Origin of the sequence: Kitasatospora sp. NPDC049258 (assembly GCF_040678895.1) — a bacterium.
Lineage (GTDB): Bacteria > Actinomycetota > Actinomycetes > Streptomycetales > Streptomycetaceae > Kitasatospora.
In genome coordinates this window covers 24635-48186 of record NZ_JBFAQT010000022.1, presented here as the reverse complement: position 1 = coordinate 48186, position 23552 = coordinate 24635, and the positions used below count along the sequence as shown (strand labels likewise).

General features: G+C 73.6%; 19 protein-coding genes. 2 read left to right on the top strand and 17 right to left on the bottom strand.

Annotation, left to right across the window (positions count from 1 at the left end; genetic code table 11):
- Positions 1-56 precede the first annotated feature (56 nt).
- The 4 genes from AB0K43_RS19950 to AB0K43_RS19935 form a co-directional block, all read right to left on the bottom strand.
- The gene (locus tag AB0K43_RS19950; protein WP_363641478.1) at positions 57-2498 is read right to left on the bottom strand and encodes a [protein-PII] uridylyltransferase; all 2442 of its coding nucleotides are present in this window, start codon (positions 2496-2498) and stop codon (positions 57-59) included.
- 141 nt (positions 2499-2639) lie between these two features.
- Entirely contained in the window at positions 2640-2978 is a 339-nt protein-coding gene (locus AB0K43_RS19945) for a P-II family nitrogen regulator (protein ID WP_363641476.1), read from the bottom strand.
- The gene (locus AB0K43_RS19940; RefSeq protein ID WP_363641474.1) at positions 2978-4303 is read right to left on the bottom strand and encodes an ammonium transporter; all 1326 of its coding nucleotides are present in this window, start codon (positions 4301-4303) and stop codon (positions 2978-2980) included. Before AB0K43_RS19940 ends, AB0K43_RS19945 begins: the two co-directional genes overlap by 1 nt.
- A gap of 363 nt (positions 4304-4666) precedes the next feature.
- Positions 4667-6124, bottom strand: a complete 1458-nt coding sequence (locus AB0K43_RS19935) for a hypothetical protein (protein ID WP_363641472.1) — start codon at positions 6122-6124, stop codon at positions 4667-4669.
- A gap of 568 nt (positions 6125-6692) precedes the next feature.
- On the opposite strand from AB0K43_RS19935, the gene AB0K43_RS19930 reads away from it, so the two are divergent.
- Positions 6693-7394, top strand: a complete 702-nt coding sequence (locus AB0K43_RS19930) for a bifunctional DNA primase/polymerase (RefSeq protein ID WP_363641470.1) — start codon at positions 6693-6695, stop codon at positions 7392-7394.
- A 90-nt stretch (positions 7395-7484) separates the two neighbouring features.
- Here the strand turns inward: AB0K43_RS19930 and ftsY are convergent, their stop codons facing one another.
- From ftsY to AB0K43_RS19905, 5 genes are all read right to left on the bottom strand, one after another.
- Entirely contained in the window at positions 7485-8702 is a 1218-nt protein-coding gene (gene ftsY / locus AB0K43_RS19925) for a signal recognition particle-docking protein FtsY (protein ID WP_363641468.1), read from the bottom strand.
- 100 nt (positions 8703-8802) lie between these two features.
- Positions 8803-12399: a chromosome segregation protein SMC gene (smc, locus tag AB0K43_RS19920; protein ID WP_363641466.1), complete on the bottom strand. Its 3597-nt coding sequence runs from the start codon at positions 12397-12399 to the stop codon at positions 8803-8805.
- 240 nt (positions 12400-12639) lie between these two features.
- Positions 12640-12843, bottom strand: coding sequence for a hypothetical protein (locus tag AB0K43_RS19915; protein WP_350641987.1), 204 nt, complete (start codon positions 12841-12843; stop codon positions 12640-12642).
- A 393-nt stretch (positions 12844-13236) separates the two neighbouring features.
- Positions 13237-13530, bottom strand: coding sequence for an acylphosphatase (locus AB0K43_RS19910; protein ID WP_363641464.1), 294 nt, complete (start codon positions 13528-13530; stop codon positions 13237-13239).
- Between the two features lie 27 nt (positions 13531-13557).
- On the bottom strand, positions 13558-14931 hold the full coding sequence (locus AB0K43_RS19905) for a hypothetical protein (protein WP_363641462.1): 1374 nt from the start codon (positions 14929-14931) through the stop codon (positions 13558-13560).
- Between the two features lie 166 nt (positions 14932-15097).
- Here AB0K43_RS19905 and AB0K43_RS19900 point away from each other — a divergent pair, with 166 nt between their 5' ends.
- Positions 15098-16018: a hypothetical protein gene (locus AB0K43_RS19900; RefSeq protein WP_363641460.1), complete on the top strand. Its 921-nt coding sequence runs from the start codon at positions 15098-15100 to the stop codon at positions 16016-16018.
- 20 nt (positions 16019-16038) lie between these two features.
- Here the strand turns inward: AB0K43_RS19900 and mutM are convergent, their stop codons facing one another.
- The 8 genes from mutM to recG form a co-directional block, all read right to left on the bottom strand.
- Positions 16039-16899: a bifunctional DNA-formamidopyrimidine glycosylase/DNA-(apurinic or apyrimidinic site) lyase gene (gene mutM, locus AB0K43_RS19895; protein ID WP_363641458.1), complete on the bottom strand. Its 861-nt coding sequence runs from the start codon at positions 16897-16899 to the stop codon at positions 16039-16041.
- A gap of 19 nt (positions 16900-16918) precedes the next feature.
- Positions 16919-17710, bottom strand: coding sequence for a ribonuclease III (gene rnc, locus AB0K43_RS19890; protein WP_363641456.1), 792 nt, complete (start codon positions 17708-17710; stop codon positions 16919-16921).
- Between the two features lie 20 nt (positions 17711-17730).
- Positions 17731-17904, bottom strand: a complete 174-nt coding sequence (gene rpmF, locus AB0K43_RS19885; protein ID WP_350641993.1) for a 50S ribosomal protein L32 — start codon at positions 17902-17904, stop codon at positions 17731-17733.
- Between the two features lie 2 nt (positions 17905-17906).
- Positions 17907-18554 carry a DUF177 domain-containing protein gene (locus AB0K43_RS19880; protein ID WP_363641454.1) on the bottom strand — a complete coding sequence of 216 codons (648 nt, stop codon included), beginning with the start codon at positions 18552-18554 and terminating at the stop codon, positions 17907-17909.
- Positions 18555-18723: 169 nt separating this feature from the next.
- On the bottom strand, positions 18724-19905 hold the full coding sequence (locus tag AB0K43_RS19875; protein ID WP_363641453.1) for a cell division initiation protein: 1182 nt from the start codon (positions 19903-19905) through the stop codon (positions 18724-18726).
- 197 nt (positions 19906-20102) lie between these two features.
- Positions 20103-20588 (bottom strand): pantetheine-phosphate adenylyltransferase, encoded by a 486-nt coding sequence (gene coaD / locus AB0K43_RS19870; protein WP_363641451.1) that lies wholly within the window; start codon positions 20586-20588, stop codon positions 20103-20105.
- A gap of 31 nt (positions 20589-20619) precedes the next feature.
- Positions 20620-21204, bottom strand: coding sequence for a 16S rRNA (guanine(966)-N(2))-methyltransferase RsmD (rsmD, locus tag AB0K43_RS19865; RefSeq protein ID WP_363641449.1), 585 nt, complete (start codon positions 21202-21204; stop codon positions 20620-20622).
- An 85-nt stretch (positions 21205-21289) separates the two neighbouring features.
- On the bottom strand, positions 21290-23491 hold the full coding sequence (gene recG, locus AB0K43_RS19860) for an ATP-dependent DNA helicase RecG (protein ID WP_363641447.1): 2202 nt from the start codon (positions 23489-23491) through the stop codon (positions 21290-21292).
- Between the last annotated feature and the right edge of the window lie 61 nt (positions 23492-23552).

The window sequence follows — 23552 nt, the reverse complement described above, 5'->3', positions numbered from 1 at the left end:
TCTCCACCCCGGTGGCCGGGCCCCCGGAAGGCCTGCGTCCGGCAGGCCCGGCGGGGTCAGCCGAGCGCCTCCTGGACCGCCCTGGCCACCTCCCTGGCCCGTTCGGCGCCCAGCGGCAGCCCGGCCGCGTCCGTCACGTAGAAGGCGTCCACCGCGTCCGCGCCCAGGGTCGAGACGTGCGCGGTGCGCACCCGCACCCCGGCCCCGTCCAGCGCCCGGCCGATCCGGTGCAGCAGCCCGGGGGCGTCGTGCGCCCGCACCTCCAGGATGGTGGCGCTGCGGGAGGCCTCCGGTGCCACCGCGACCACCGGGGGCGGGGTGGCGATGCCGGGGCGGCGCGGGGCGGCGGCGTCCCGCTCGGCCAGCTTGCGCGAGACGTCCAGCGAGCCGTCCAGCGCCCGCCGCAGGTCGGCCCGGAGCCTGGCCGTCTCCGGCAGCTCGCCGTACTCGGCGGCGACCGTCCAGGAGATCAGCAGCACCGGCCCCGCCCCGACCGGGTCGAGCTCGCGCAGGCTCGCCGCCCGGACCCGCAGCCGGTGCAGGGCGAGCACCCCCGCGACCGTGCCCAGCAGGCCCGGCCGGTCCGGGATCGCCAGGGTGAGTTCGACGCCCATCGGCTCGGTGGCCGGCGACCCGTGGTCGGTCTCGGCGTGCAGCGCGAGCGCCGGGCCGCCGGTGCGGGCCGCCTCCACGGCCAGCCGCTCCTCGTCCACGGTCGGCTCGGCCTCGGCCGGGAAGCCGCCGCCGCCCGCCAGCTGCGCGGCCGCCCGCGCCACCAGGCCGGCCACCAGCGAGGCCCGCCAGCCGCTCCAGGCAGCGGGGCCGGTCGCGGTGGCGTCGGCCTCGGTGAGCGCGTGCAACAGCTCCAGCTGGGGCAGCGTGCCGACCACCTTGGTGATCAGCTCGACGGTCGCCGGGTCGTCCGGGTCCCGGCGGGTGGCGGTGTCCACCAGGGTCAGGTGGTGGCGCACCAGCAGCGCGAGGGTCTCGGTGTCCGCCCGGTCGAAGCCCATCCGGGCGGCCACGTCGCGGACGATCACCTCGCCGGCCTCCGAGTGGTCCCCGGGCCAGCCCTTGCCGATGTCGTGCAGCAGCGCCGCGACCAGCAGCAGGTCCGGCCGGGCCACCCGGCGGGTCATCGCGGCGGCCTTCACCGCCGTCTCGATCAGGTGCCGGTCCACCGTCCAGCGGTGCACCGCGTTGCGCTGCGGCCGGCAGCGGACCCGCTCCCAGTCCGGCAGCAGCCGGCTGATCAGGCCCTCCGCCTCCAGCGCCTCCCAGACCGGCAGGCAGGCCTCCCCCGCGCCGAGCAGGGTGACCAGCTGCTCGCGGGCCTCGTCCGGCCACGGCACCGGCAGCGGCCTGGTCTCGGCGGCCAGCCGCCGCACGGTGGCGTACGAGACGGTGAGCCCCGCCTGCGCGGCCGCGGCGGCCGCGCGCAGCGGCAGCACCGGGTCCTGCGCGGGGCGGGCCCCCTGGGCGAGGACCGCCTCACCCTCGTGCTCGACCACGCCCTCGGCCAGCGGACGGCGCTCGACCGCGCCCTTGGCCACCGCACCGCCGGTCCGGCCGGCGCCGCTGAACGGGAACGCCAGCCGGGAGATCCGCCGGCCGCGGTTGGCGCGGGCGGCCAGTATCCGCTCGACCGAGCGCCAGGTGACGTCCCCGGCGTAGGCGATGGTGCGGGCGGCCTCGTACACCTGCCGCAGCAGGGTGTCCGCGTCCAGCACGCCCAGCCGGGCGGCGACCTGGTCCTGGTCCTGCAGGCTGAGCCGCTCGGTGGCCCGGCCGGTGACCAGGTGCAGCGCGTCGCGGACGTCGGCGAGCCGGGCGGCGGCCGCGTCCAGCCCGTCGCGGGGGGCGTCGGCCAGCCAGGTCGCGGCGATGGCGCGCAGCGCGACCACGTCGCGCAGCCCGCCGCGGGCCTCCTTGAGGTCCGGCTCCAGCAGGAAGGCGAGCTCGCCGTGGCGCTCGGCCCTGGCCCGGCCCAGCTCGTGCAGGTCGGGCAGGCGCTTGGCCGCGTCGGCCCGCCAGTCCGCCAGCACGGCGGAGCGCAGCTGAGCGGTCAGCTCCGGGTCGCCGGCCACGTGCCGGGCGTCGAGCAGGCCGAGCTGCGCCTTGAGGTCCTCGGCGGCGACCGCGCGGGCCTCCTCGAGGGTGCGCACCGAGTGGTCCAGGGCGGCGCCGGAGTCCCAGACCGGGTACCAGAGGCGGTCCGGCAGCTCGGGGTCGAGCGCGCCGTCGTGCAGCAGCAGCACGTCCAGGTCGCTGCGCGGGGAGAGCTCGCCGCGGCCGTAGCCGCCGACCGCGACCAGCGCCGTGCCGGCGGGGGCGCCGGCCTTGCGGTGCAGTCCGGCGAGCCAGCGGTCGGTCAGTCCGGCCAGTGCGGTGCGGCGTTCGGCACCGGACAGCGCGGGGTCGGCGAGCAGCCGCGCGCGGTCGGCGGCGTGGTCGCCCGGGCGGGCCGGGTCACAGGGGTGGGTTTCGGTCGTGGTCACGTCGTGGTCCCCATCCGTGGAGCAAGCGGTGCCTGGTACGCCTGCGGCGACAGTGCCGGACGCGCTTTCGGCGACGATGCCGGATACGCCTGCGGCGGACCTGCTGGGAGCAGGTCCGCCTAGGGCCGATAGTGCTGAATGCTAGAGCGCGTCGGGCCCGCGCTCGCCGGTCCGGACCCGGACCGCCGTGTCGACCGGGACGGACCAGACCTTGCCGTCCCCGATCTTGCCGGTCCGGGCCGCCTTGACCACGACGTCGATCAGCTGCTCGGCGTCGTCGTCCTCGACCAGGATCTCGATCCGGACCTTGGGGACCAGGTCGACGGTGTACTCGGCGCCGCGGTAGACCTCGGTGTGGCCGCGCTGCCGGCCGTAGCCGCTGGCCTCGGTGACGGTCAGGCCGTGCACCCCGAACGCCTGCAGGGCGTCCTTCACCTCGTCCAGGCGGTGCGGCTTGATGACTGCGGTGATGAGCTTCATCAGGCGTCGACCTCGGTCTTCCGGGCGGTGGCGGTGGTGGTGGGAGCCGTGGCGGTGGCCCGGCCGAGGCTGGCGCCGACCGCGCTGAAGTCGTACGCGGACTCGGCGTGCTCGGCCTGGTCGATGCCGGCCACCTCGACGTCCTCGGAGACCCGCAGGCCGATGGTCTTGTGGATGGCCTGGCCGAGCAGCCAGGAGAGGACGAAGGAGTAGACGGCGACCACCGCGACGCCCATCGCCTGCTTGCCGAGCTGGCCGAGGCCGCCGCCGTAGAACAGGCCCTGCGCGCTCTGGCCGACGTGGCCGGTGGCGAAGAAGCCGATGGCCAGCGAGCCGATGATGCCGCCGACCGCGTGCACCCCGACCACGTCGAGCGAGTCGTCGAAGCCGAAGCGGTACTTGAGGCTGATCGCGGCGGCGCAGGCGGCGCCGGCGATCAGGCCGATGGCGATCGCGCCGAGCAGCGAGACCGAGCCGCAGGCGGGGGTGATCGCGACCAGACCGGCCACCGCGCCGGAGGCGGCGCCCAGCGTGGTGAACGCGCCGTGCTTGATCTTCTCGTAGGCGAGCCAGCCGAGGACGGCCGCGGCGGTCGCGATCTGGGTGTTCAGGAAGGCCATCCCGGCGACGCCGTTGGCGGCCAGCGCCGAGCCGGCGTTGAAGCCGAACCAGCCGAACCACAGCAGACCGGAGCCCAGCATCACCAGCGGCAGGCTGTGCGGCCGCATCGGGTCCTTCTTGAAGCCGATCCGCTTGCCGAGCACCAGGCACAGCGCGAGGCCCGCCATACCGGCGTTGATGTGCACCGCGGTGCCGCCGGCGAAGTCGATCACGCCGTTGCGGTCACCCAGCCAGCCGCCGTTGCCGCCGTCGAAGAAGAACACCCAGTGCGCGACCGGGAAGTAGACGATCGTGACCCAGAGCGCCACGAACAGGGCCCAGCCGGTGAACTTGGTACGGTCCGCGACCGCACCACTGATCAGCGCCGGGGTGATGATCGCGAACATCAGCTGGAAGGCGGAGAACGCGGTGACCGGAATGGTGCCGGTGAGGTCGTTGAGCCCGATGCCGCGCATCCCGAGGAAGTCCAGGTTGCCGATCAGACCCGCACCGGCGTCGGGGCCGAAGGCCAGCGTGTAGCCGTAGAGGACCCAGAGCACGCTGACGATCGCGAGCGAGATGAAGCTCATGACCAGCATGTTGAGTGTGCTCTTGACCCTGACCATGCCTCCGTAGAAGAAGGCCAGACCCGGGGTCATCAACATGACCAGGGCCGCACAGATGAACACAAAGGCGGTATCGCCCGCGCTGAAGCCGTCCGGCATCGGCGTCTCCTCTGGAATGAAAGCCGCTCCACACCCGGGATCCCTGTCCCGTGCCACCCGGGGTGTCGGCGATGAGAGGAGAGTGCCGAAGACGGGTTTCGGCCGATGCGGCTCGGTGTTTCACCACAGTGACGTGGTTGACGCGCGCGTTACGAGGACGTGAACTACGGCCGTGCCATGACAGATCTTGCGATACCGTGCGGCCGCGCGGACGGGTTGTGCCCAGGACGTCACCGACCGTGGAGGCCGACTCGCTGCGGGGGCGGGGGAGCCCGTGCGGATGCGAGTTGCGGCGGCCTCCACGGTCGGAGTCCGGTCCGGCGCTGGCCGGAAATCGGTGGGTGTGCGGGTGGCGGGGCCGGCTCAGACCGCGGTGGCGGCGAACTCCGGGATGTCCTGCACCACCCGCTCGGCCAGCCGGGAGATCTCGGGGACCCCCTGGTACTGCCGGGTGGCCGCCTCCGAGGTCTTGCGCACCCGGGTGTTGAGCCGCTCCGAGCGGACCTTCTTGGCGATGTCCACCGCCTGCTCGCACATCACCGCGGCCTGCTCCGGCTCGCCCTGCAGCAGGTGCACGCTGGCCATGCCCACCAGGTTGAAGGCGTACGAGCGGACGTGCTCGCCGTCCTGCCGGAACAGGTCGACCGCCCGCTCCATCACCGGGGAGGCCATCGAGGCGTAGAGCGGGCTGCGGGTGGAGTGGTAGGCCAGGTCGCGGAAGGAGTGCGCGTTCTCCGCGTTCAGCTCGGCCTCGGAGAAGAACTTGAGCCAGTCCGGGGTGCCGTCACCGGGCCGGCAGTCGCTGAAGGTGTCCTCGGCCAGCCGGGCGGCGCGGGCGCAGCGGTTGACCTCGCCGATGGTCGCGTAGGCGCGGGCCTCCATGGCGTACAGCAGGGCCTGCTGGCGCGGCCCGGCGGTGTCGCGGCTGCCGTACTGGGCGAGGTGGATCAGCTCCAGGGCGTCCTCGCCCCGGTTGAGGTGGATCATCTGGCGGCTCATGTCGGTGAGGATCAGCGCGCCGAACGGGCGGTCCCCCGCCTCCTTGGCGGCGTGCAGGGCCAGCACGTAGTACTTCTGGGCGCTGGGGTGCATGCCGACGTCGTACGACATCCAGCCGGCCAGGTGGGCCAGCTCGGCGGTGAGCCGGAAGAGCCGGCGGGTGGTCTGCTCGGGGTAGGTCTCCTGGAGCAGGTCGGTGACCTCGTGCAGCTGGCCGACCACGGCCTTGCGGCGCAGACCGCCGCCGTTCTGCGCGTCCCACTGGCGGAACATCTCGGTGGTCTGCTCCAGCAGTTGGAGCTCGGGCTCGGAGAGCCGGCCGGTGTGCGGCTCGCCGCCGTTGGCGGCGGTGAGGATCGGCATCGGGGCGCCGCCCGGGCCCGGGGTGAGCCAGCGCTGCATCGGCTCGATCAGCGCGGCACCGGCCGTCAGGGCGAGCGAAGTGCCCAGGAAGCCACGGCGGTTGAGCATCAGGTCGCTGCGGGAGTACTCGCTGATCAGCTGGACGGTCTGCTCGCCGCTCCACGGCAGGTCGACGCCGCCGCCGACGGTGGAGACCGGGACGGCCGCGCGCAGTCCGAGGTCCTCCACCGAGACCACCGAGCCGAACCGCTCGGAGAACAGCTCGGACAGGATCCGCGGGATCGGCTCGCGCGGCTGCTCGCCGTCGAGCCAGCGGCGCACCCGGGAGGTGTCGGTGCTGACGTGATGGGCGCCGATCTGCCGGGCCCGACGGTTCACCTGGCGGGCCAACTCGCCCTTGGACCAGCCGCTGCGCGTGAACCACGAGCTCAGCTTCTCGTTCGGTTGCTTGTCTCCCATGCGAACGTCCCCATCCCGCCCGGCCCCGGTCGGGGCCCCGATCGTGTGCCCGACGGTCGCGGGCTCTTGCTCGACGTGCCGTGCCTTGCGGTGCCTCTTGCCTTGCCATGCCTCGATCCCGGCCACCGAAGTGACCGGTTCATTGCTTTCCGTGTGCCGAACGTAACGCTCCATCCGCCATCCGGGGGAGCATGGCTCGGGAAACGCCACCTTTCGCCACCCCTACGAGTGAACTACGCACGCACTGTCAGCGGTTCACTGGTAGCCGGCCCGGCGTGACACCGGCACATGCCGGTACCGACAGGGGTCGCTCCATTCGCCGCCGCATGCGGCCAACTTCCGCGAGGGATCGGCGCATTGCCGGCCTCGGAGACGACGGAGGCACCCCGTGCAGCAACGACGATCCGGCATCCGGCGGACCGGTGCAAGGCGGCTCCTGGCCCGCGCCACCCGAATTGGTGCACGGCGTCCGCTGCGCGCCGCCAACGCACCACGCGCACCACACCGCACCATTGACGCATTGTCACGATCCCGTAACCACCGGCAATCCCAACCTGTTGGGGGAGGCATGGACAACCTGTTCGGCGATCTCCGGCTGGGCACCCTGTGGTCGACACCGCTGGGCATCCGCCGCACCCGCGCCACCTCGCTCCAGGCGGCCACCGAGTACACCGGCCGGCTCGGCTGGACGGTCGCCGTGGGCACCGCGGCCGCGGGGCCCGCCCCGGGCGGGGCCGGGTGCGGCTGCGCAGCGCCGTACTGCGCGGCGCCGGGCCTGCACGACGCCGTCGGTCCCGAACTGCCCGCCGGCACCACCGCGCAGGAGCTGGCCGGCCGCTGCGTGGCCGGTGCGCCGCTGCTGCTGCCGACCGGGCGCCACTTCGACGTGCTGGACGTGCCGGCCCAGCCCGGGCTGCAGGCCCTGGTGCGGCTGGAGCGGATGGGCACCCAGGTCGGCCCGGTGCTGGCCGCCCCGACCGGTCGGCTGCTGTTCCTCGTCGCCCCCGGCACCGCCGAGCGGCTGCCCGAACTGCTGTACCGGATGGGCTGGGACGACGCCGCGCTCGACCTGGCCTGCCACGGCGAGGGCGGCTACCTGGCGGCGCCGCCCACCGTGCTGGCGGGCCTCGGCCCGATGCGCTGGCTGCGCCGCCCGTCCCGGGAGAGCGCGGCCTGCCCGCCGGAGGCCCGGCTGCTGCTCGGCACCCTCGCCTACGCCTGCCACCGCAGCCGCACCCGCAGCGCCGAACCGGCCTGGCTGGCCTCCTGATCCACCGGGCGGACCGGGTGCCGCCACCGGGGGAATGTGAAGGGGCCGCCTCCCCGGCGGGGAGGCGGCCCGGAGCCTTGGACCGGCCGGTCAGTCGCCGATCAGCGCGTCCACGAAGGCGGCCGGCTCGAACGGCGCCAGGTCGTCCGCCCCCTCGCCGAGCCCGATCAGCTTGACCGGCACGCCCAGCTCGCGCTGGACCGAGATCACGATGCCACCCTTGGCGGTGCCGTCCAGCTTGGTCAGCACGATGCCGGTGATGTCGACCACCTCGGCGAAGACCCGGGCCTGCACCAGCCCGTTCTGCCCGGTGGTGGCGTCCAGCACCAGCAGCACCTCGTCCACCGGGCCGTGCTTCTCCACCACCCGCTTGACCTTGCCCAACTCGTCCATCAGGCCGGTCTTGGTGTGCAGCCGGCCGGCGGTGTCGATCAGCACGGTGTCCGCGCCCTCGGCGATGCCCTCCTTGACCGCGTCGAAGGCCACCGAGGCGGGGTCGCCGCCCTCCGGGCCGCGGACGGTCTGCGCGCCGACCCGCTCGCCCCAGGTCTGCAGCTGGTCGGCGGCGGCGGCACGGAAGGTGTCGGCGGCGCCGAGCACCACCTTGCGGCCGTCCGCGACCAGGACCCGGCCGAGCTTGCCCGAGGTGGTGGTCTTGCCGACGCCGTTGACACCGACCACCAGGACGACGGCCGGGCGGCCGTCCTCGTGCTTGGCGGTCTTCAACGAGCGGTCCGCCTCCGTGCCGATCAGCCCGGTGAGCTCCTCGGCCAGCAGGCTGCGCAGCTCGGCCGGGGTGCGGGTGCCGAGCACCTTCACCCGGGTACGCAGGCTGTCCACCAGCTCCTGGGTGGCGGCCACCCCGACGTCCGCGGTGAGCAGGGTCTCCTCGATCTCCTCCCAGGTGTCCTCGTCGAGGCGGTCCCGGGAGAGCAGCGTCAGCAGGCCCTTGCCCAGCGTGTTCTGCGAGCGGGAGAGCCGGGAGCGCAGCCGCACCAGCCGGCCGGCGGTGGGTTCGGGCACCTCGACGGCGGGCGGGGCGAGGGCCTCCTCGACCGGCACCTCCGCCTCGGGCGCCTCGACGGCCTCGACCCGTGCCTCGGTCGGTGCCCCGGTCGCTGTCTCGGTCGGTGGCGCCTGGGCGACCGGCTCCTCGACGGCCTCCGGCGCCTCGGGGGCGGGAGCGGTGACGACGGGGGTCTCGGCCCGCGGGGGCAGTTGCTTGCGTCGTCTGCCGGTGACGACGAGACCTGTGATCGCGCCGACGGCGACCACGGCGATGACTACGGCAAGGATCACGTATTCCATAACCCCCCCAGTATCCGCGACACCCCTGCCGCGGGGAACGGTGACATTCGCGGGCGCCGCCAGCTTCCACCCCTTGCGCCGTACCGGCGCGGGCCCGGGGTCAGTCCGCGGCCACGGCCGCCTCCTGCTGGCGGGGCAGCGCCGGCCGCTCCCGGTGCTCCTCGCGCAGCCGCTGGCTGATCACCTGGGAGATGCCGTCGCCCTTCATGGTCACGCCGTAGAGCGCGTCGGCGGACTCCATGGTCAGCTTCTGGTGGGTGATCACGATCAGCTGGGAGCTCTCCCGCAGCTCCTCCATGATCGCCACCAGGCGGCGCAGGTTGGTCTCGTCCAGCGCCGCCTCCACCTCGTCCATCACGTAGAACGGGCTGGGCCGCGCCTTGAAGATCGCGACCAGCAGCGCCACCGCCGTCAGCGACCGCTCACCGCCGGAGAGCAGCGACAGCCGCTTCACCTTCTTGCCCGGCGGCCGGGCCTCCACCTCCACCCCGGTGGTCAGCATCGACTCCGGGTCGGTCAGCACCAGCCTCCCCTCGCCGCCCGGGAAGAGCCGCGAGAAGACGCCCTCGAACTGCGCGGCGGTGTCGTGGTAGGCCGCTGTGAACAGCTGCTCCACCCGGACGTCCACGTCCCGCACGATGTCCATCAGGTCGCGCCGGCTCTTCTTGAGGTCGTCCAGCTGCTCGCCCAGGAACTGGTGCCGCTCCTCCAGCGCCGCGAACTCCTCCAGCGCCAGCGGGTTGACCTTGCCCAGCTGCTGGTACGCCCGCTCGGCCGCCTTCAGCCGCTTCTCCTGCTCGGCCCGCACGTACGGCGCCGCCTCCCCCGGCGGCTGCCCCTCCTGCGGCACAGGCGGCGGGACGAGCTGGTCCGGCCCGTAGGAGGCGAGCAGCTCGCCGCCCTCGATGCCGAACTCCTCCAGCGCCCTGGCCTCCAACTGCTCGATCCGCAGCCGCTTCTCCGCCCGCAGCACCTCGTCCCGGTGGCCGGCGTCCACCAGCCGGTCCAGCTCGGCCTTCAGCTCCCGGCCCGACTCGCGCCCGGCCCGCAGCTCGCTCTCCCGCCCGGCCCGGGCCTGCTCCGCCTCGGTGCGCTCGGCCTCGGCCCGGCCGAGCGAGATCTCCAGGCAGCCGAGCAGCTGCCGGGCCCCGGCCGCGACCGCCGTCGCCACCGCCGCCTCGTGCCGGGCCCGCTCGCGCCGCTCGGCCGCCCGCACCCGGGCCTCCCGCTCGGCCCGGGCGGCCCGGTCCAGCTGGTCCGCCCGGCCGGACAGCGCCCGCACCCGCTCCTCGTGGGTGCGCACCGACAGCCGCGCCTCCAGCTCCACCTGCCGGGCCTGCACACCGGCGGCGGCCAGCCTGTCCCGCTCGGCGCCGTCCGGCTCCTGCTCGCTGCCCTCGGCCAACTCCTCCGCGGTGGCGAGCCGTTGCGCCAGCTCCTCGGCCGCGGACAGCGCCTCGGCGAGCCCCTGCTCGGCCCGGGCGGCCGAGCCGGCCAGCCGCTCCGCCTCCCCCGCCGCGGCCCGGGCCTGCCCGCCCAACCGGCCGAGCGAGCCGGCCAGCTGGGCCCGCTCCCGCTCACCCTGCCGCCGACGCGCCGCCAACTCCTCAAGGCCGGAGCTGAGTTCACGCCGCCGCTCGGCCGCCTCGGCCAGCCGCGCGCCGGCCGCCGTGTGCCGCTCCTCGCACTCCTCGATCAGCCGGGCCGTCTGCGCCACCGCGGCCTGGGTCTCCAGCTGGCTCGGCGCACCGGCCGAGCCGCCCTGGGCGAAGCCGGCCGAGAGCACGTCCCCGTCGGCCGTCACGGCCGTCAGCTCCGGCTCCGCCGCGAGCAGCAGCCGGGCCTGGTCCAGATCCGCCACCAGGGCGGTGCGCTCCAGCAGCGTTTCGGCCGCGGCCAGCACCTGCTCGGGCCCGCTCAGCCGCTCCGCGGCCCAGCAGGCGCCGGCGGGCAGCGGCCGCCGCTCCCCCACCGGCCGGGGCCGGGCGATCAGCAGCGCGGCCCGCCCGGCCTCCTCCTTGCGCAGCCGCCGCAACGCCTCGACCGCGGCCGCCGGCGTGTCCACCGCCACCGCGTCGGCCGCCGCGCCGAGCGCCGCCGCCACCGCCACCTGATGACCGGGCGCCACCTCGAGCAGTGCGGCGGCCGGCCCCAGCACCCCCGCCGCGGCGCCCAGGTCGAGCAGCGCACCGCTGCCGTCCTTGCGCCGGAGCCCCAGCGCCAGCGCCTCGTGCCGGGCCGTCAACCCGGCCCGCTCGCGCTCCGCGGCGCCTACCGCCTCCCGGGCGGCGGACAGCACCCGCTCCGCCTCGGCCAGCTCCTCCCGGGCCTGCCGGTGCGCCTGCTCCAGCTGCTCGTCGCCGGCCTCCACCCGGTCGGCCTGCTCCTGGAACTGCTCGTACTCCTCCTGCGCGGCCCGGGCCCGCAGCCGGGCCTCGTCCCTCGCCTCGGCCAGCCGGCCGATCTCGGCCTGCGCGCCGGCCGCCCGGGAGGTGGCGGCGGCGGCTTGCCCCTGCAACCGGACCAGGCCCTCCCGGCGGTCAGCGATCGCCCGGGCGGCGGCCTTCAGCCCGGCCTCCTCGGCGGTCAGCGAGCGCTCCAGCTCGGCCCGTTCCTCGACCGCCTCGGCCAGCGCGTACCGCGCCTGCTCCAGCGCCTCGGCGAGCGCGGCCTCCTCCTCGCGCACCCGCTGCGCCTCGCGCTCCAACTCCTCGGGATCCCGTCCGCGCCGCTCCTCCGGCTGCCCGCCGCCCAGCGCGTGCCGGATCCTCGCCTCGGCCAGTCCGACCGTGCCCCTGGTGCGCTCGGCCAGCGCGGAGAGCCGGTACCAGGTCTGCCGGGCCGCCTCCAGCTGCGGGCCGAGCTGCTCGACCTGGGCCTCCAGCACGGCCTCGCGCTGCTGCGCCCGGGCCAGCTCCTGCTCCACGGTGGCCCGGCGGAGCTTCAGCGCCAGCTCGTCCGCGATCTCGGCCTCGACGGCCTGCCGCAGCACCAGCAGGTCGTCGGCGAGCAACCGCAGCCTGGCGTCCCGGAGTTCGGCCTGGATACCGGCGGCCCGCCGGGCGATCCTGGCCTGCCGGCCGAGCGGCCCGAGCTGGCGTCGCAGCTCCGCGACCAGGTCCTGGACGCGGTTGAGGTTGGCCTGCATCGCGTCCAGCTTCCGCAGCGCCTTCTCCTTGCGCTTGCGGTGCTTGAGGACACCGGCCGCCTCCTCGATGAAGGCGCGCCGGCCCATCGGGTCCGCGTGCAGGACGGAGTCCAGCTGGCCCTGGCCGACGATGACGTGCATCTCGCGGCCGATGCCGGAGTCGGAGAGCAGCTCCTGGATGTCGAGCAGCCGGCAGGTGGCGCCGTTCAGCGCGTACTCGCTGCCGCCGTTGCGGAACATCGTCCGGGTGATCGTCACCTCGGAGTAGTCGATCGGCAGGGCGCCGTCGGTGTTGTCGATCGTCAGGCTCACCTCGGCGCGGCCGAGCGGGGCGCGCCCGCTCGTCCCGGCGAAGATGACGTCCTCCATCTTGCCGCCGCGCAGCGACTTCGCGCCCTGCTCGCCCATCACCCAGGAGAGTGCGTCCACCACGTTGGACTTGCCGGAGCCGTTCGGCCCGACCACACAGGTGATCCCCGGCTCGAAGCGCAGGGTGGTGGCCGAGGCGAAGGACTTGAAACCGCGGAGGGTCAGACTCTTCAGGTGCACCCGTACCCTCCTGACCTCGGCGTTCCGGCTCTGCTGGCGACTGTATCCGGCAGTGCGGACACAGAGTCGTCAGGAGCCGGTTTGGCCACGCCGGGCCTGGGCACCTTTACCGGAAAAAGACGCATGCGACTGATGCCGGACACGACGAAGGGACGTCACCGGGACGTCCCTTGCAGGCTGCATTCCCCTATCGGGAAGCTCAGTGCGCAACAGCGTCGATCTACGAGGATCGGGGTGGGCTCAGGTGAGAGCCGGCTCCCGGTGGTCCAGTTCGATGCTGCTGAGCAGCGAGTGCTCGTCAGCGACAGCGAGTAGTGCGTCGTTCTCCGTCTGGAGCCGGTTGAGTTCGGCCTCCAGATCCTGGACGCGCTGCTGGAGCCGTCGCATCTCGGAGAGCATTCGCGGGTCGGGGCCGCCGACGTACCCGAGAAGCGCCTTTGCCATGATGAATGGTCCTCCACGCTGAGTGACCGAACCGGGAGCGGTACTGGTCTAGGGGGAAGGGAACACGCACCCGACGACGCGACCGGCTGTGCTGGCTGGGCACTCCGGAACACCCGCAGTGAGCTGGGCCCACGGCGGAATGACCCGACCGGGTAAACGCGGACGTGTGCGCGGGTTTTCAGGGTCTCACCAAAGACGGTACGGGTCAACACGATCACCGCACGCTACCGCGCCCCTGTCACCTGCATGGCGGGACGGACACACCATGGAGCGGGGTGGGGCCCTGCGAGGGGCCCGGTGGATCACTGCTCGGTGCGGAGTCAACCACGAGTCCGCGCAGATGGCAACCGCAGGACACCGGCGGTTGCCCCACCCGGGGGACAATCCGGACGATCAGCGGATGGCGAAGGTCGGGTAGCCGTCCCCGGTCGCACTCCAGATCTCGGTCACGCCGCTGACCTGGCCGGGAGTGTCCGGCCCGCGCAGCAGGGCGAGCAGTTCCTCGCACTCGGCGTGCAGCCCCTCGGCCACCACCTGCACCCGGCCGTCGCCGAGGTTGCTGGTGTAGCCGGTCAGGCCGATCTCCAGGGCCCGGGCCCTGGTCCACCAGCGGAAGCCGACCTGCTGGACCCGGCCGCGCACCCAGGCGGTGACCCGGACCGGGTGCTGACTGTCATGACCGTGCATGCGTCGACCCTAACGGCAGGTCGGGCCTCAGAAGCCGCCGAAGTCGCCGCCGCCGCCGAAGTCCCCGCCACCACCGAAGTCGCCTCCGCCGCCACCCGAGTCGCCGAAGCCGCCACCGAAGTCGGAGGAGTTGTAGTCGCCGCCCGAGTAGTCGCCCGGGTCGACCCCGTTGGAGCCGTCGAAGCCGTCCTGGGCGGCCCAGGCGGTGCCCGGGGACATCGCCGAGCCGAGCAGGGTGCCCACCAGCAGGCCGGGCAGGATGCCCGAGCCGAAGTAGCCGCCCGCCCAGGGGCTGTAGGCCGGGCCGGCGTTCCAGTACGGCTGGCTGCCGTGGTCGGTGTGCACGGTGCGGATGTCCGGCTCCTGGCCGCTCGCCAGGCGGGCCGCGTCGGCGGCGCAGACCGGGACGGCGCGCGCCGCGCCACCGGCCGGGGCCCAGTCGGCGTCCTGGACGGAGGGGCCGTGCCGCGGGTCGAAGAAGCAGGGCACCCGGCGCTCCGGCAGGGCGCGGTGCTCGCGCCGGGCGGCCAGCGTCGCCAGCGAGAACCGGCCGTCCGCCAGCGCCTCGGTGACCGGGCGGACGTCCTCGGGCCGCCGGGCCGCGTCCATGGTCTGCTTGGCGCGCTCGTAGGCGTCCAGCGCCCGGGTGTAGTCGTCCCGCTGAGCGTCGTCCGCGTCGGCGGCGCCGGGGCTGAACTCCAGCCGGTCGAGCTCCTCGCCGAAGGCGGTGATGTCCTCGTCCACGACCGTCCGCAGCTGGGCCAGTTCCGCCTGCTGCCGGGCGAGCTTGCGGCGCTTGGAGCGCCGCAGGAGCAGGAAGGTGCCGGCACCGGCCAGCGCCAGCAGCGCGACCGGGATGACGATCGCGGCGGTGCTCACCCCGCCGGAGCCGACGCCGTGGCCCTTGGTCTGGGTGGTGGCCTGGCCGACGAAGTCGTTGAGGGTGCCGTCGATGTCACCGGGGTGCGAGCGCGCGGCCGCGCCGGCGATCCGGTCCGCGGCCGCGGGCGGCAGTGCCTGCCGGTCGGCGAAGGCGCGGAACTCCCCGCCGCGCCAGATCGCGTAGACACCGACGATGCCGACCTTGGTCCGCAGGTCCTGGGCGACGGTCTTGGCCGGGTAGTTGTCATCGGCCGGCACCACCGCAACGAAGATCGGCTTGTCGGCCTGCTCGATCTTCTTGCCGAGCGCGGCCGCCTGGGCCTCGGAGAACCGGCCGGTCATCGCCGGGTCGACGTAGACCTGGCCCTGCTTGAGGGCACTCGCCGCCTGGTCGACCCCGGACCCGGCGGCCGAGGCCGGGCCGGCGAACGCCAGCAGCAGGCCGAGCAGCAGCGCCACCAGCGCGGCCGGCAGGGCGGCCGGGGCGATGCCCGGGATCCGGCGGGAAACGGTTCTCATGGCACCGACGGTACCTGGCGGGGCCCGTGGTACGCCCATACCCCAGACGGACCCACCCCCGCCGACCGACCGGTCTTGGGCGCCGGGTAGATCATCCGGTGTCTGGACCAGGCATAGTGGTGCCTGCTTCCCCTGCCTCGGCCCGCCCCTGATCGGAGCATTCCCGGTGATCATCGGACTCGTCACCGCCGTAGCGGCCTCCGTCTGCTACGGCACCGGCTCCGTCCTGCAGGCCGTCGGCACCCGGCGCTCGGCCCGCGAGGAGACCGCCGCCCGGGGTGCGGCGGCCGGGGCGACCGAGCACGGCGGGCCGAGCCTCGCCTCGACCGCGAAGGCTGCGGTGACCTGGGAGTTCATCGTCGGCACGGTGCTCGACCTGATCGGCTTCGGCCTGGGTGCGCTGGCCGCGCGGCTGCTGCCGCTGTTCCTCTCCCAGACCATCATCAGCGCCAACCTGGTGATCACCGCCCTGCTCAGCATCAAGCTGCTCGGCCTGCGGCTGAAGCAGCTGGAGTGGATCTCGATCGCCCTGCTCTGCGGCGCGCTGGTGATGCTGGCCAGCGCGGCCGGCCCGGAGGGCGGGCACCACGCCGCGATGTCCTTCCACTGGTGGCTGCTGGTCGGCTCGGTGGTGCTGATCGCCGGCGGCAGCCTGCTGGTCCGCCGGCTCGGCCGGGGCGCCGCCATCGTGGCCGGCCTGCTGTCGGGCCTGGGCTTCGGCGCGCTGGGCGTCGGGGTGCGGATCCTCAACGGCGTCCAGCCCTTCGACCTCGGGCAGCTGCTCGGCGACCCGGCGCTGTACGCGATCCTGGTCGGCGGGATCGGCGGGATGTACCTGCACACGGTGGCGCTGCAGGTCGGCTCGGTGAACGGAGCGACGGCCGCCCTGGTGGTCGGCGAGACCGTGGTGCCCGGGGCGGTCGGGGTGCTGTGGCTGGGCGACACCTCCAAGGAGGGCCTCGGCTGGCTGGCGGTGCTGGGCTTCCTGCTCGCGGTGGTGAGCGCGGTCGGGGTGGCCTACTTCGGCCAGAGCGAGGTGGAGGAGCACGGCGCCCAGCCCAAGCTCCCCGAGCCGGCCGGGCACTGACCGCCCCCGAGGGGCGCGCCCTAGCGGGGCCGGGGCACCCGCTGGCAGCGCGGGCAGAAGTAGCTGGACCGGTTCATCCAGGCGGCCCGGCGGATCGCGGTGCCGCAGCGACGGCAGGGCTCGCCCTCACGGCCGTAGGCGTCCAGCTCCCGGGAGAAGTAGCCGCTCTCGCCGTTCACATTGACGTAGAGGCTGTCGAAGCTGGTGCCCCCGACGGCCAGCGCCGCGCTCATCACCTCGCGGGCGTGCTGCAGCAGCACGCCCGCCTGGGGGCGGGTCAGGGTGGCGGTCGGCCGGTCGTAGTGCAACCCGGAGCGCCACAGCGACTCGTCGGCGTAGATGTTGCCGACGCCGCTGATCAGGGTCTGGTCCAGCAGGGCGCGCTTGACGGTGGTCCGCTTGGCGCGCAGCGCGGCGACGAAGGCGTCGTCGTCGAAGCGGGGGTCGAGCGGGTCGCGGGCGATGTGCGCGATCGAGACCGGGGTGTGCTCCGGATCGTCCGGCTCCGCCTCCTCGACGGCCAGGCCGCCGAAGGTCCGCTGGTCGACGAAGCGCAGCTCGCGACCGTGGTCGGTGAAGCGCAGCCGGACCCGCAGATGGGTCTCGTCCGCCGTGCTCGGGTCCTGCACCAGCAGCTGACCGCTCATACCGAGGTGGCCGATCATCGACTGGTGGTCGCCGAGCGGCACCCAGAGGTACTTGCCGCGCCGCTGGGCCTCGCCCAGCGTGCTGCCGGTGAGCCGGGCCGCGAACTCCGCGGCGCCGCCGGGCTGCCGGCGGACGGATCGCGGGTGCAGCACCTCGACCTCGGCGACGGTGCGGCCGGCGGCCCAGCGGGCCAGGCCGCGCCGGACCACCTCTACCTCGGGAAGTTCAGGCACTTCGGCCCCCCGGCCGGGTTCAGACTGCGGCGCCGGGGCGGTCGTCGGCGTACTTGGCCTTGATGGCCCGCCAGGCGCTCTCCGCGGCCTTCTGCTCTGCTTCCTTCTTCGAGCGGCCACTGCCGTGCCCGAAGTCCTCGCCGGCCACCCGGGCGGCGGCGGCGAAGGTCTTCTCGTGGTCCGGGCCCGACTCGGTGACCACGTACTCCGGCACTCCGATGCCCACCGAGGCGGTGAGCTCCTGGAGGCTGGTCTTCCAGTCCAGTCCGGCGCCGAGCTGGGCGGACTCCGCGATCAGCGGGTCGAAGAGGCTGTGGACGAACACCGTGGCGGCGTCCAGGCCCTGGTCCAGGTAGACGGCGCCGATCACGGCCTCGACGGTGTCGGCGAGGATCGAGGACTTGTCGCGTCCACCGGTCCCCTCCTCACCCTTGCCGAGCCGGATGAAGGCACCGAGGTCCAGGCCGCGGCCGACCTCGGCGAGCGCGCGGGAGTTGACCACCGCGGCGCGAAGCTTGGCGAGCGTGCCCTCCGCGACCTCCGGGTGGAGGCGGTAGAGGGTGTCCGTCACCACCAGACCCAGCACCGAGTCGCCGAGGAACTCCAGGCGCTCGTTGGTGGGCAGCCCGCCGTTCTCGTAGGCGTAGCTGCGGTGGGTGAGGGCACGTACCAGAAGGGCGCGCTCAAGTGTGTACCCGAGGCGCCCTTCCAGGACGTCGTATTCGGTCGAGGCCGGCCCGCTGCCCTTGCCCCCGTTGGAAGAGTCCTTCGCGGCGGGAGCCTGCTTGCGGGGGGAGTTGCTCTCCGACATCGATCCGTGCACCCTGCCGATCAGACCGAGAGGACCTGGCGGCGGTTGTACGTGCCGCAGCTGGGGCACGCGAGGTGACCGAGCTTCGGCTCGTGGCAGCGGTCGCACGCCACGAGGGCCGGAACGACGGCCTTCCAGTTGGAACGGCGGTGGCGCGTGTTGCTGCGCGACATCTTCCGCTTCGGAACAGCCACGGCTACTTCTCCTGGTTCTCGGCGAGACCCTCACGGGTACCGCTGTTCTTGATTCCGTCACCCTCGTCGCCGGGGGCGGCGGAGAGTCCCTGCAGTGCCGCCCACCGGGGGTCGGCGGCGTCGTGGTGGTGCGACGGGTCGTCGCTCAGGCGTGCGCCGCACTCGACGCACAGACCCAGGCAGTCGTCCTGGCACACCGGCTGCAGCGGCAGTGCGAGCACCACCGCGTCACGCAGCACCGGCTGGAGGTCGAAGTAATCGCCCTCCAGGCGGTAAGTCTCATCGTCCGAGTCCTCGTCGAGGTCCTCGTCGGCGCCCGCCGCGCGGCCACGGCCGCGGTCGTCGGACTCCGGGTAGTAGTACAGCTCCTGGAAGTCGACCTCCAGGCCGTCGCTCACCGGCTCCAGGCAGCGCACGCACTCGCCCTCGACCTGGGCCTCGGCGGTGCCGGTCACCAGTACGCCCTCGACCACGGACTCCATCCGCAGCTCGAGCGTGATCTCGCTGGTCTCCGGGATGCCGATCACGTCTTCGATGCCCAGCCCCTGGGGGGCCTTCAGGGTGCGGGAGACCCGCCGCAGCGAACCTGGGCGACGGCCGAGCTCATGCGTGTCGAACACGAGCGGGTCGCGGTGGTCGAGGCGGTTCAAGGTGTCCTGACTTCCTGGCGGCGGCACGCACAGCCGTGGGTGCCGCGGGTTTTCCTGAAGAGTGTGTTGCCGCCGAGTTGCGGGCAGCAGACGGCCCCGGAACAGGCCGAGTGGTCAGACTACCGGAGAGTGGGGCCAGGCCCAACTTCGGGCCCGCACCCCCCGCCGCTCAGCGGCCGCCGAGCTCCCGCAGCCTGGTCATGTCGATCATGCTGGTGTCGAAGAAGCTGGTCTCGTCCAGCCCGCCCTGCTGGGCCGGCTGCGGGTGCCCCTGGGCCTGCTGCTGCCCGTGCTCCTGCGGGTAGCCGCCGGCTTCCGGCACCGGGTTGCCCCAGGCGTCGTACTGCTGCACCTGCGGGTAGCCGGGCTGTTGCTGGTAGTACGGGTCCTGGCCCTGGTAGGCGGCGGGCTGCTGCTGGTAGCCGTACGGGTTCGCCCCGGTGCCGTCCGCGATCGGGTTGCCCCAGCCGTCGGTCTGCGGGGCACCCACCGGGTCGTAGCCGCCGTTGTAGACCTCGGCGTACTGCGGGCCGGCCGCGTACTGCTCCTCGCCGGGGGCCTGCCAACCGGCCGCCGCGGGGGTCTGCTCCGGCCAGCTCTGCTGCTGCGGGACGGCCTCCTCGCGGTACCAGGGCTGCTCCTCGCCGTCCTCGGCGAAGCCGGAGGCCACCGCCTCGGCGCGGTCCTTCAGCTGCTGGGCCTCGTCGGCGGCGGCCAGGTAGGCCCCCAGCTCGTCGATGGGCGCCTTGCCGAGCAGGGTGTCGCGGCCCTTGCCGACGGCCTGGAGGGTCTTGCTGAGCACCGCCTCCAGGGTGGCGAGCTTCACATCGACGTACTCGTCGACCTCGGGGCTCGGGGTGGCGGGCGGCTGGAACTCCTCGCCCTCGCCCTCCACCTCGGACTCGTAGACGCCCGCCGCACCGCGCAGCTTCTGCCGGCCGCGGCCGACGGCGCCGAGCGTCTTGGTGAGGACCACCTCGAAGTTGGCGAGCTTGCTGTCGACGTAGTCGTCCGCCTCGGCGCGCTTGGTCTGCACCTCGGCGCGGGCCTCGCCGAGCACCCGGTCCGCCTCGGCCTGGGCCTGGCGGACCACCTCGGTGTCGGAGATCAGCGAGCCGCGCTCGTCGTGCGCCCCGCGGATGATCTGGTCGGCCTGGGCGCGCGCGTCGGCCACCAGCTGCTGGTGGTCGGCGACCACCGACTGGGCCTGGGCCAGCTCGGCCGGCATGGTGTCGCGCAGTTCGCGGAGCAGCCCGACCAGTTCGGCCCGGTTCACCACGCAGGATGCCGACATCGGCATCGCGCGGGCGTTCTCCACCACGGCGACGATCTCGTCGAGTTTCTGCTGCACGTCCACGAGCGCATCAGTCTTTCCGTGTGCCGCCGAGGTGCGGCGGAGGCAGTCCCCGTCGGCTCGGCAGCGCCCACGGGGCGGGAGTACAGACTGTACGGCCACTGCGCCCGGAGCTCACAACGCCCGGGGCGCCCGCGCCACCCGACAGGGGGACGTGTTGTGACGGTTCGCCAGGAAGGTCCGGCTTGCCCCGATCAGCCGCGCCGCTCGGCGATCCGGGCCACCAGCCGGCTGTTGACCGTCGCGGGCAGCAGGTGGGAGACGTCGCCGCCGTACGAGGCGACCTCCTTGACCAGCGAGGAGGACAGGAAGCTGTAGGTCGGCGAGGTCGGCACGAAGAGCGTCTCGACGCCGCTGAGGCCGTGGTTCATCTGGGCCATCTGGAGCTCGTAGTCGAAGTCGCTGACCGCCCGCAGGCCCTTGATGATCGCCGGGATGCCGCGGTCCCGGCAGAAGTCCACCAGCAGGCCGCTGTGCGCCTCGACCTCGATGTTGCCGTACGGGGCGCAGGTCTCCTCGATCAGCGCGATGCGCTCCTCGACGGTGAACAGGCCCTGCTTGTTCTTGTTGATCAGCACGGCGACATGGACCACGTCGTACAGCTTCGAGGCGCGCTCGATGATGTCGAGGTGCCCGTTGGTGATGGGGTCGAAGGACCCCGGACAGACGGCGCGGCGCATGGCGTGTACTCCCTTGTGGGGGTTCCTGGTGCTACGGGTGCTGGTCGCCCTCGGCAGCGGCGCGACCGTACCAGAGGGTGCCCTCGCCGTAACGGCGCGAGCGCAGCGGCTCGAACCCCTCCGGCCAGCCGAACTCGCCGCCCCGGGTGCTGCGTTCCACGGTGACGAGAACCTCGTCGCTGAGCCAGCCCCCCGAGCCGAGTGTGATCAGCATCTCGCGCACCTCCTGGTCCGTCACGGAGTACGGCGGATCGAGGAAGACCAGGTCGTACGGGGCGCCGGGCGGGATCCCGGCGATCACCCGCTCGGCCCGGTCGGCGCGCACCTCGGCGCCGGGCAGGCCGAGGGTGCGGACGTTCTCCCGGATCACCCGGGCGGCGCTCGGGTCGGACTCGACCAGCAGCGCGTGCTCCGCCCCCCGGGACAGCGCCTCCAGGCCGACCGCGCCCGAACCGCCGAACAGGTCGAGCATCCGGGCCCCGTGCACGGTGCCGCGCAGCGCGGCCAGCGTGGAGAACATCGCCTCCCGGGCCTTGTCGGAGGTCGGGCGGGTGGTCCGGCCGGGCGGCACGGCCAGTCGACGGCCGCCGGCCGTACCGGCGATCACGCGGGTCATGAGGTGGGGAGGTCCTTTCCTGAGGCAGCCACCACGCTATACCGGCGCGGGGGCCGGGCCGCGGCGACCGACCAGCGGCCCGCCCTCAGCCCTTCTCCAGGTACTCCGCGCGGTCCTCGTCCAGCAGGCTCTCCAGCGCCGTCCGCAGCTCCGGGTGGCGCTCCAGGTCCGGGTCCTCGGCGACCAGCACGGTGGCCTCCTGGCGGGCGGTGGCGATGACCTCCTCGTCCTCCAGCACCGAGAGCACCTTGAGCGAGGACTTCACGCCCGACTGGGCCTGGCCGAGCACGTCGCCCTCGCGGCGCTGCTCCAGGTCGATCCGGGACAGCTCGAAGCCGTCCAGCGTGCCGGCCACCGCGTCCAGCCGGGCCCGGGCCGAACTGCCCGCGGGCATGTCGCTGACCAGCAGGCACAGGCCCGGCGCGCTGCCCCGGCCGACCCGACCGCGAAGCTGGTGCAGCTGGGAGACGCCGAAGCGGTCCGCGTCCATGATCACCATCGCGGTGGAGTTGGGGACGTTGACACCGACCTCGATCACCGTGGTGGCGACCAGCACGTCGACCCGGCCCGCGGTGAACCGCCGCATCACCTCGTCCTTGGCCTCCGGTGCCAGGCGGCCGTGCAGGATCTCCACCCGCAGGCCGGCCAGCGGGCCCTTGCCGAGCATCTCGGCGGTCTCCACCACGGACAGCGGCGGCCGGCGCTCGTCGCTGCCCGCGCCGAGGTCCTCGGGGTCGTCCGGCAGCGCCTTGCGCTTCTTCTTCGGGTCGTCCGGCTCGTCGCCGATCCGGGGGCAGACCACGTACGCCTGGTGGCCCTTGCCGACCTCCTCGCGGACCCGCTCCCAGGCGCGGGCGAGGAAGTTGGGCTTCTCCTGCGCGGGCACCACATGGGTGGAGATCGGCGACCGGCCGGCCGGCAGCTGGTCCAGGACGGAGGTCTCCAGGTCGCCGAAGACCGTCATCGCGACGGTGCGCGGGATCGGGGTCGCCGTCATCACGAGCAGGTGCGGCGGCTGCCCGCCCTTGGCCCGCAGCGCGTCGCGCTGCTCGACGCCGAACCGGTGCTGCTCGTCGACCACGACCAGGCCGAGGTCCTGGAACTGCACCTTGTCCTCGATCAGCGCATGGGTGCCGATCGCGATGCCGGCGTCGCCGCAGGCCATGTCCAGCAGCACCTGCCGCCGGGCCGGCACGCCCATCGAGCCGGTCAGCAGGGCGACCTTGGTGCCCAGCTCGGAGCCGCCGAGCATGCCGCCCTCGGCGAGGTCGCCCATCATCTCGACGATCGAGCGGTGGTGCTGCTGGGCCAGCACCTCGGTGGGCGCGAGCAGGGCGGCCTGGCCGCCGGCGTCGACCACCGCGAGCATGGCGCGCAGCGCCACCAGCGTCTTGCCCGACCCGACCTCGCCCTGGAGCAGCCGGTGCATCGGGTGCTCGCTCGCCAGGTCGGCGAAGATCTCGCCGCAGACCTTCTGCTGACCATCCGTCAGGGTGAACGGCAGCCGGGCGTCGAAGGCGTCGAGCAGGCCGCCGGGGGCGGCCCGGCGGGCCACCGCGGGCAGCGCGGAGTCGGCGGCCCGGCGGCGGGCGAGCGCGACCTGGAGCACGAAGGCCTCGTCCCAGCGGAGCCGGCTCTGGGCCCGCTCCCGGTCGGCCTGGTTGCGCGGCCGGTGGATCAGCTCCAGCGCCTCGGGCAGCGGGATCAGCTCGTGCTTCTCGCGCAGCGCGCCGGGCAGCGGCTCCCCCACGTCGCCGAGGTGCTTGTCCAGCGCGGTCTGCACGCACAGCGACAGCTTCCAGCTGGGCAGCTGGGCGCTGGCCGGGTAGACCGGGATCAGCCGGCCGGCGAACTGCCGCGCGGCGTCCGAGCCGGCTTCCTCGTCCAGCAGCTGGTAGTCCGGCGAGGCGAGCTGGCGGGTGCGGTTGAAGAGGCCGACCTTGCCCGCGAACAGGCCCTGGGCGCCGGGGCGGAGCTCCTTCTGCCGCCAGCCCTGGTTGAAGAAGACCAGGCTGAGCCGGCTGCGCCCGTCGGTGACCACCACCTCCAGCCGGTCGCCCTTGCGCCCCTTGAAGGGGATCAGGGTGACCTTCTCGATCCGGGCCAGCACGGTGACGTGCTCGTCCACCTCCAGCTCGTCGAGGCTGGTGAGCGAGCCGCGCTCGACGTACCGGCGCGGGTAGTGGTGCAGCAGGTCGCCGACCGTGCGCAGCTTGAGGCTGTCGGCCAGCACCTTCGCGGTGCGGTCGCCGACCAGCTTGGTCAGTGGTTCATCGAGAGCGCCCATCAGCTCCTATTGGACACCACCGCAAGGACAGTGCGGGCTGCTCCACCCCGATGAGCTGCTC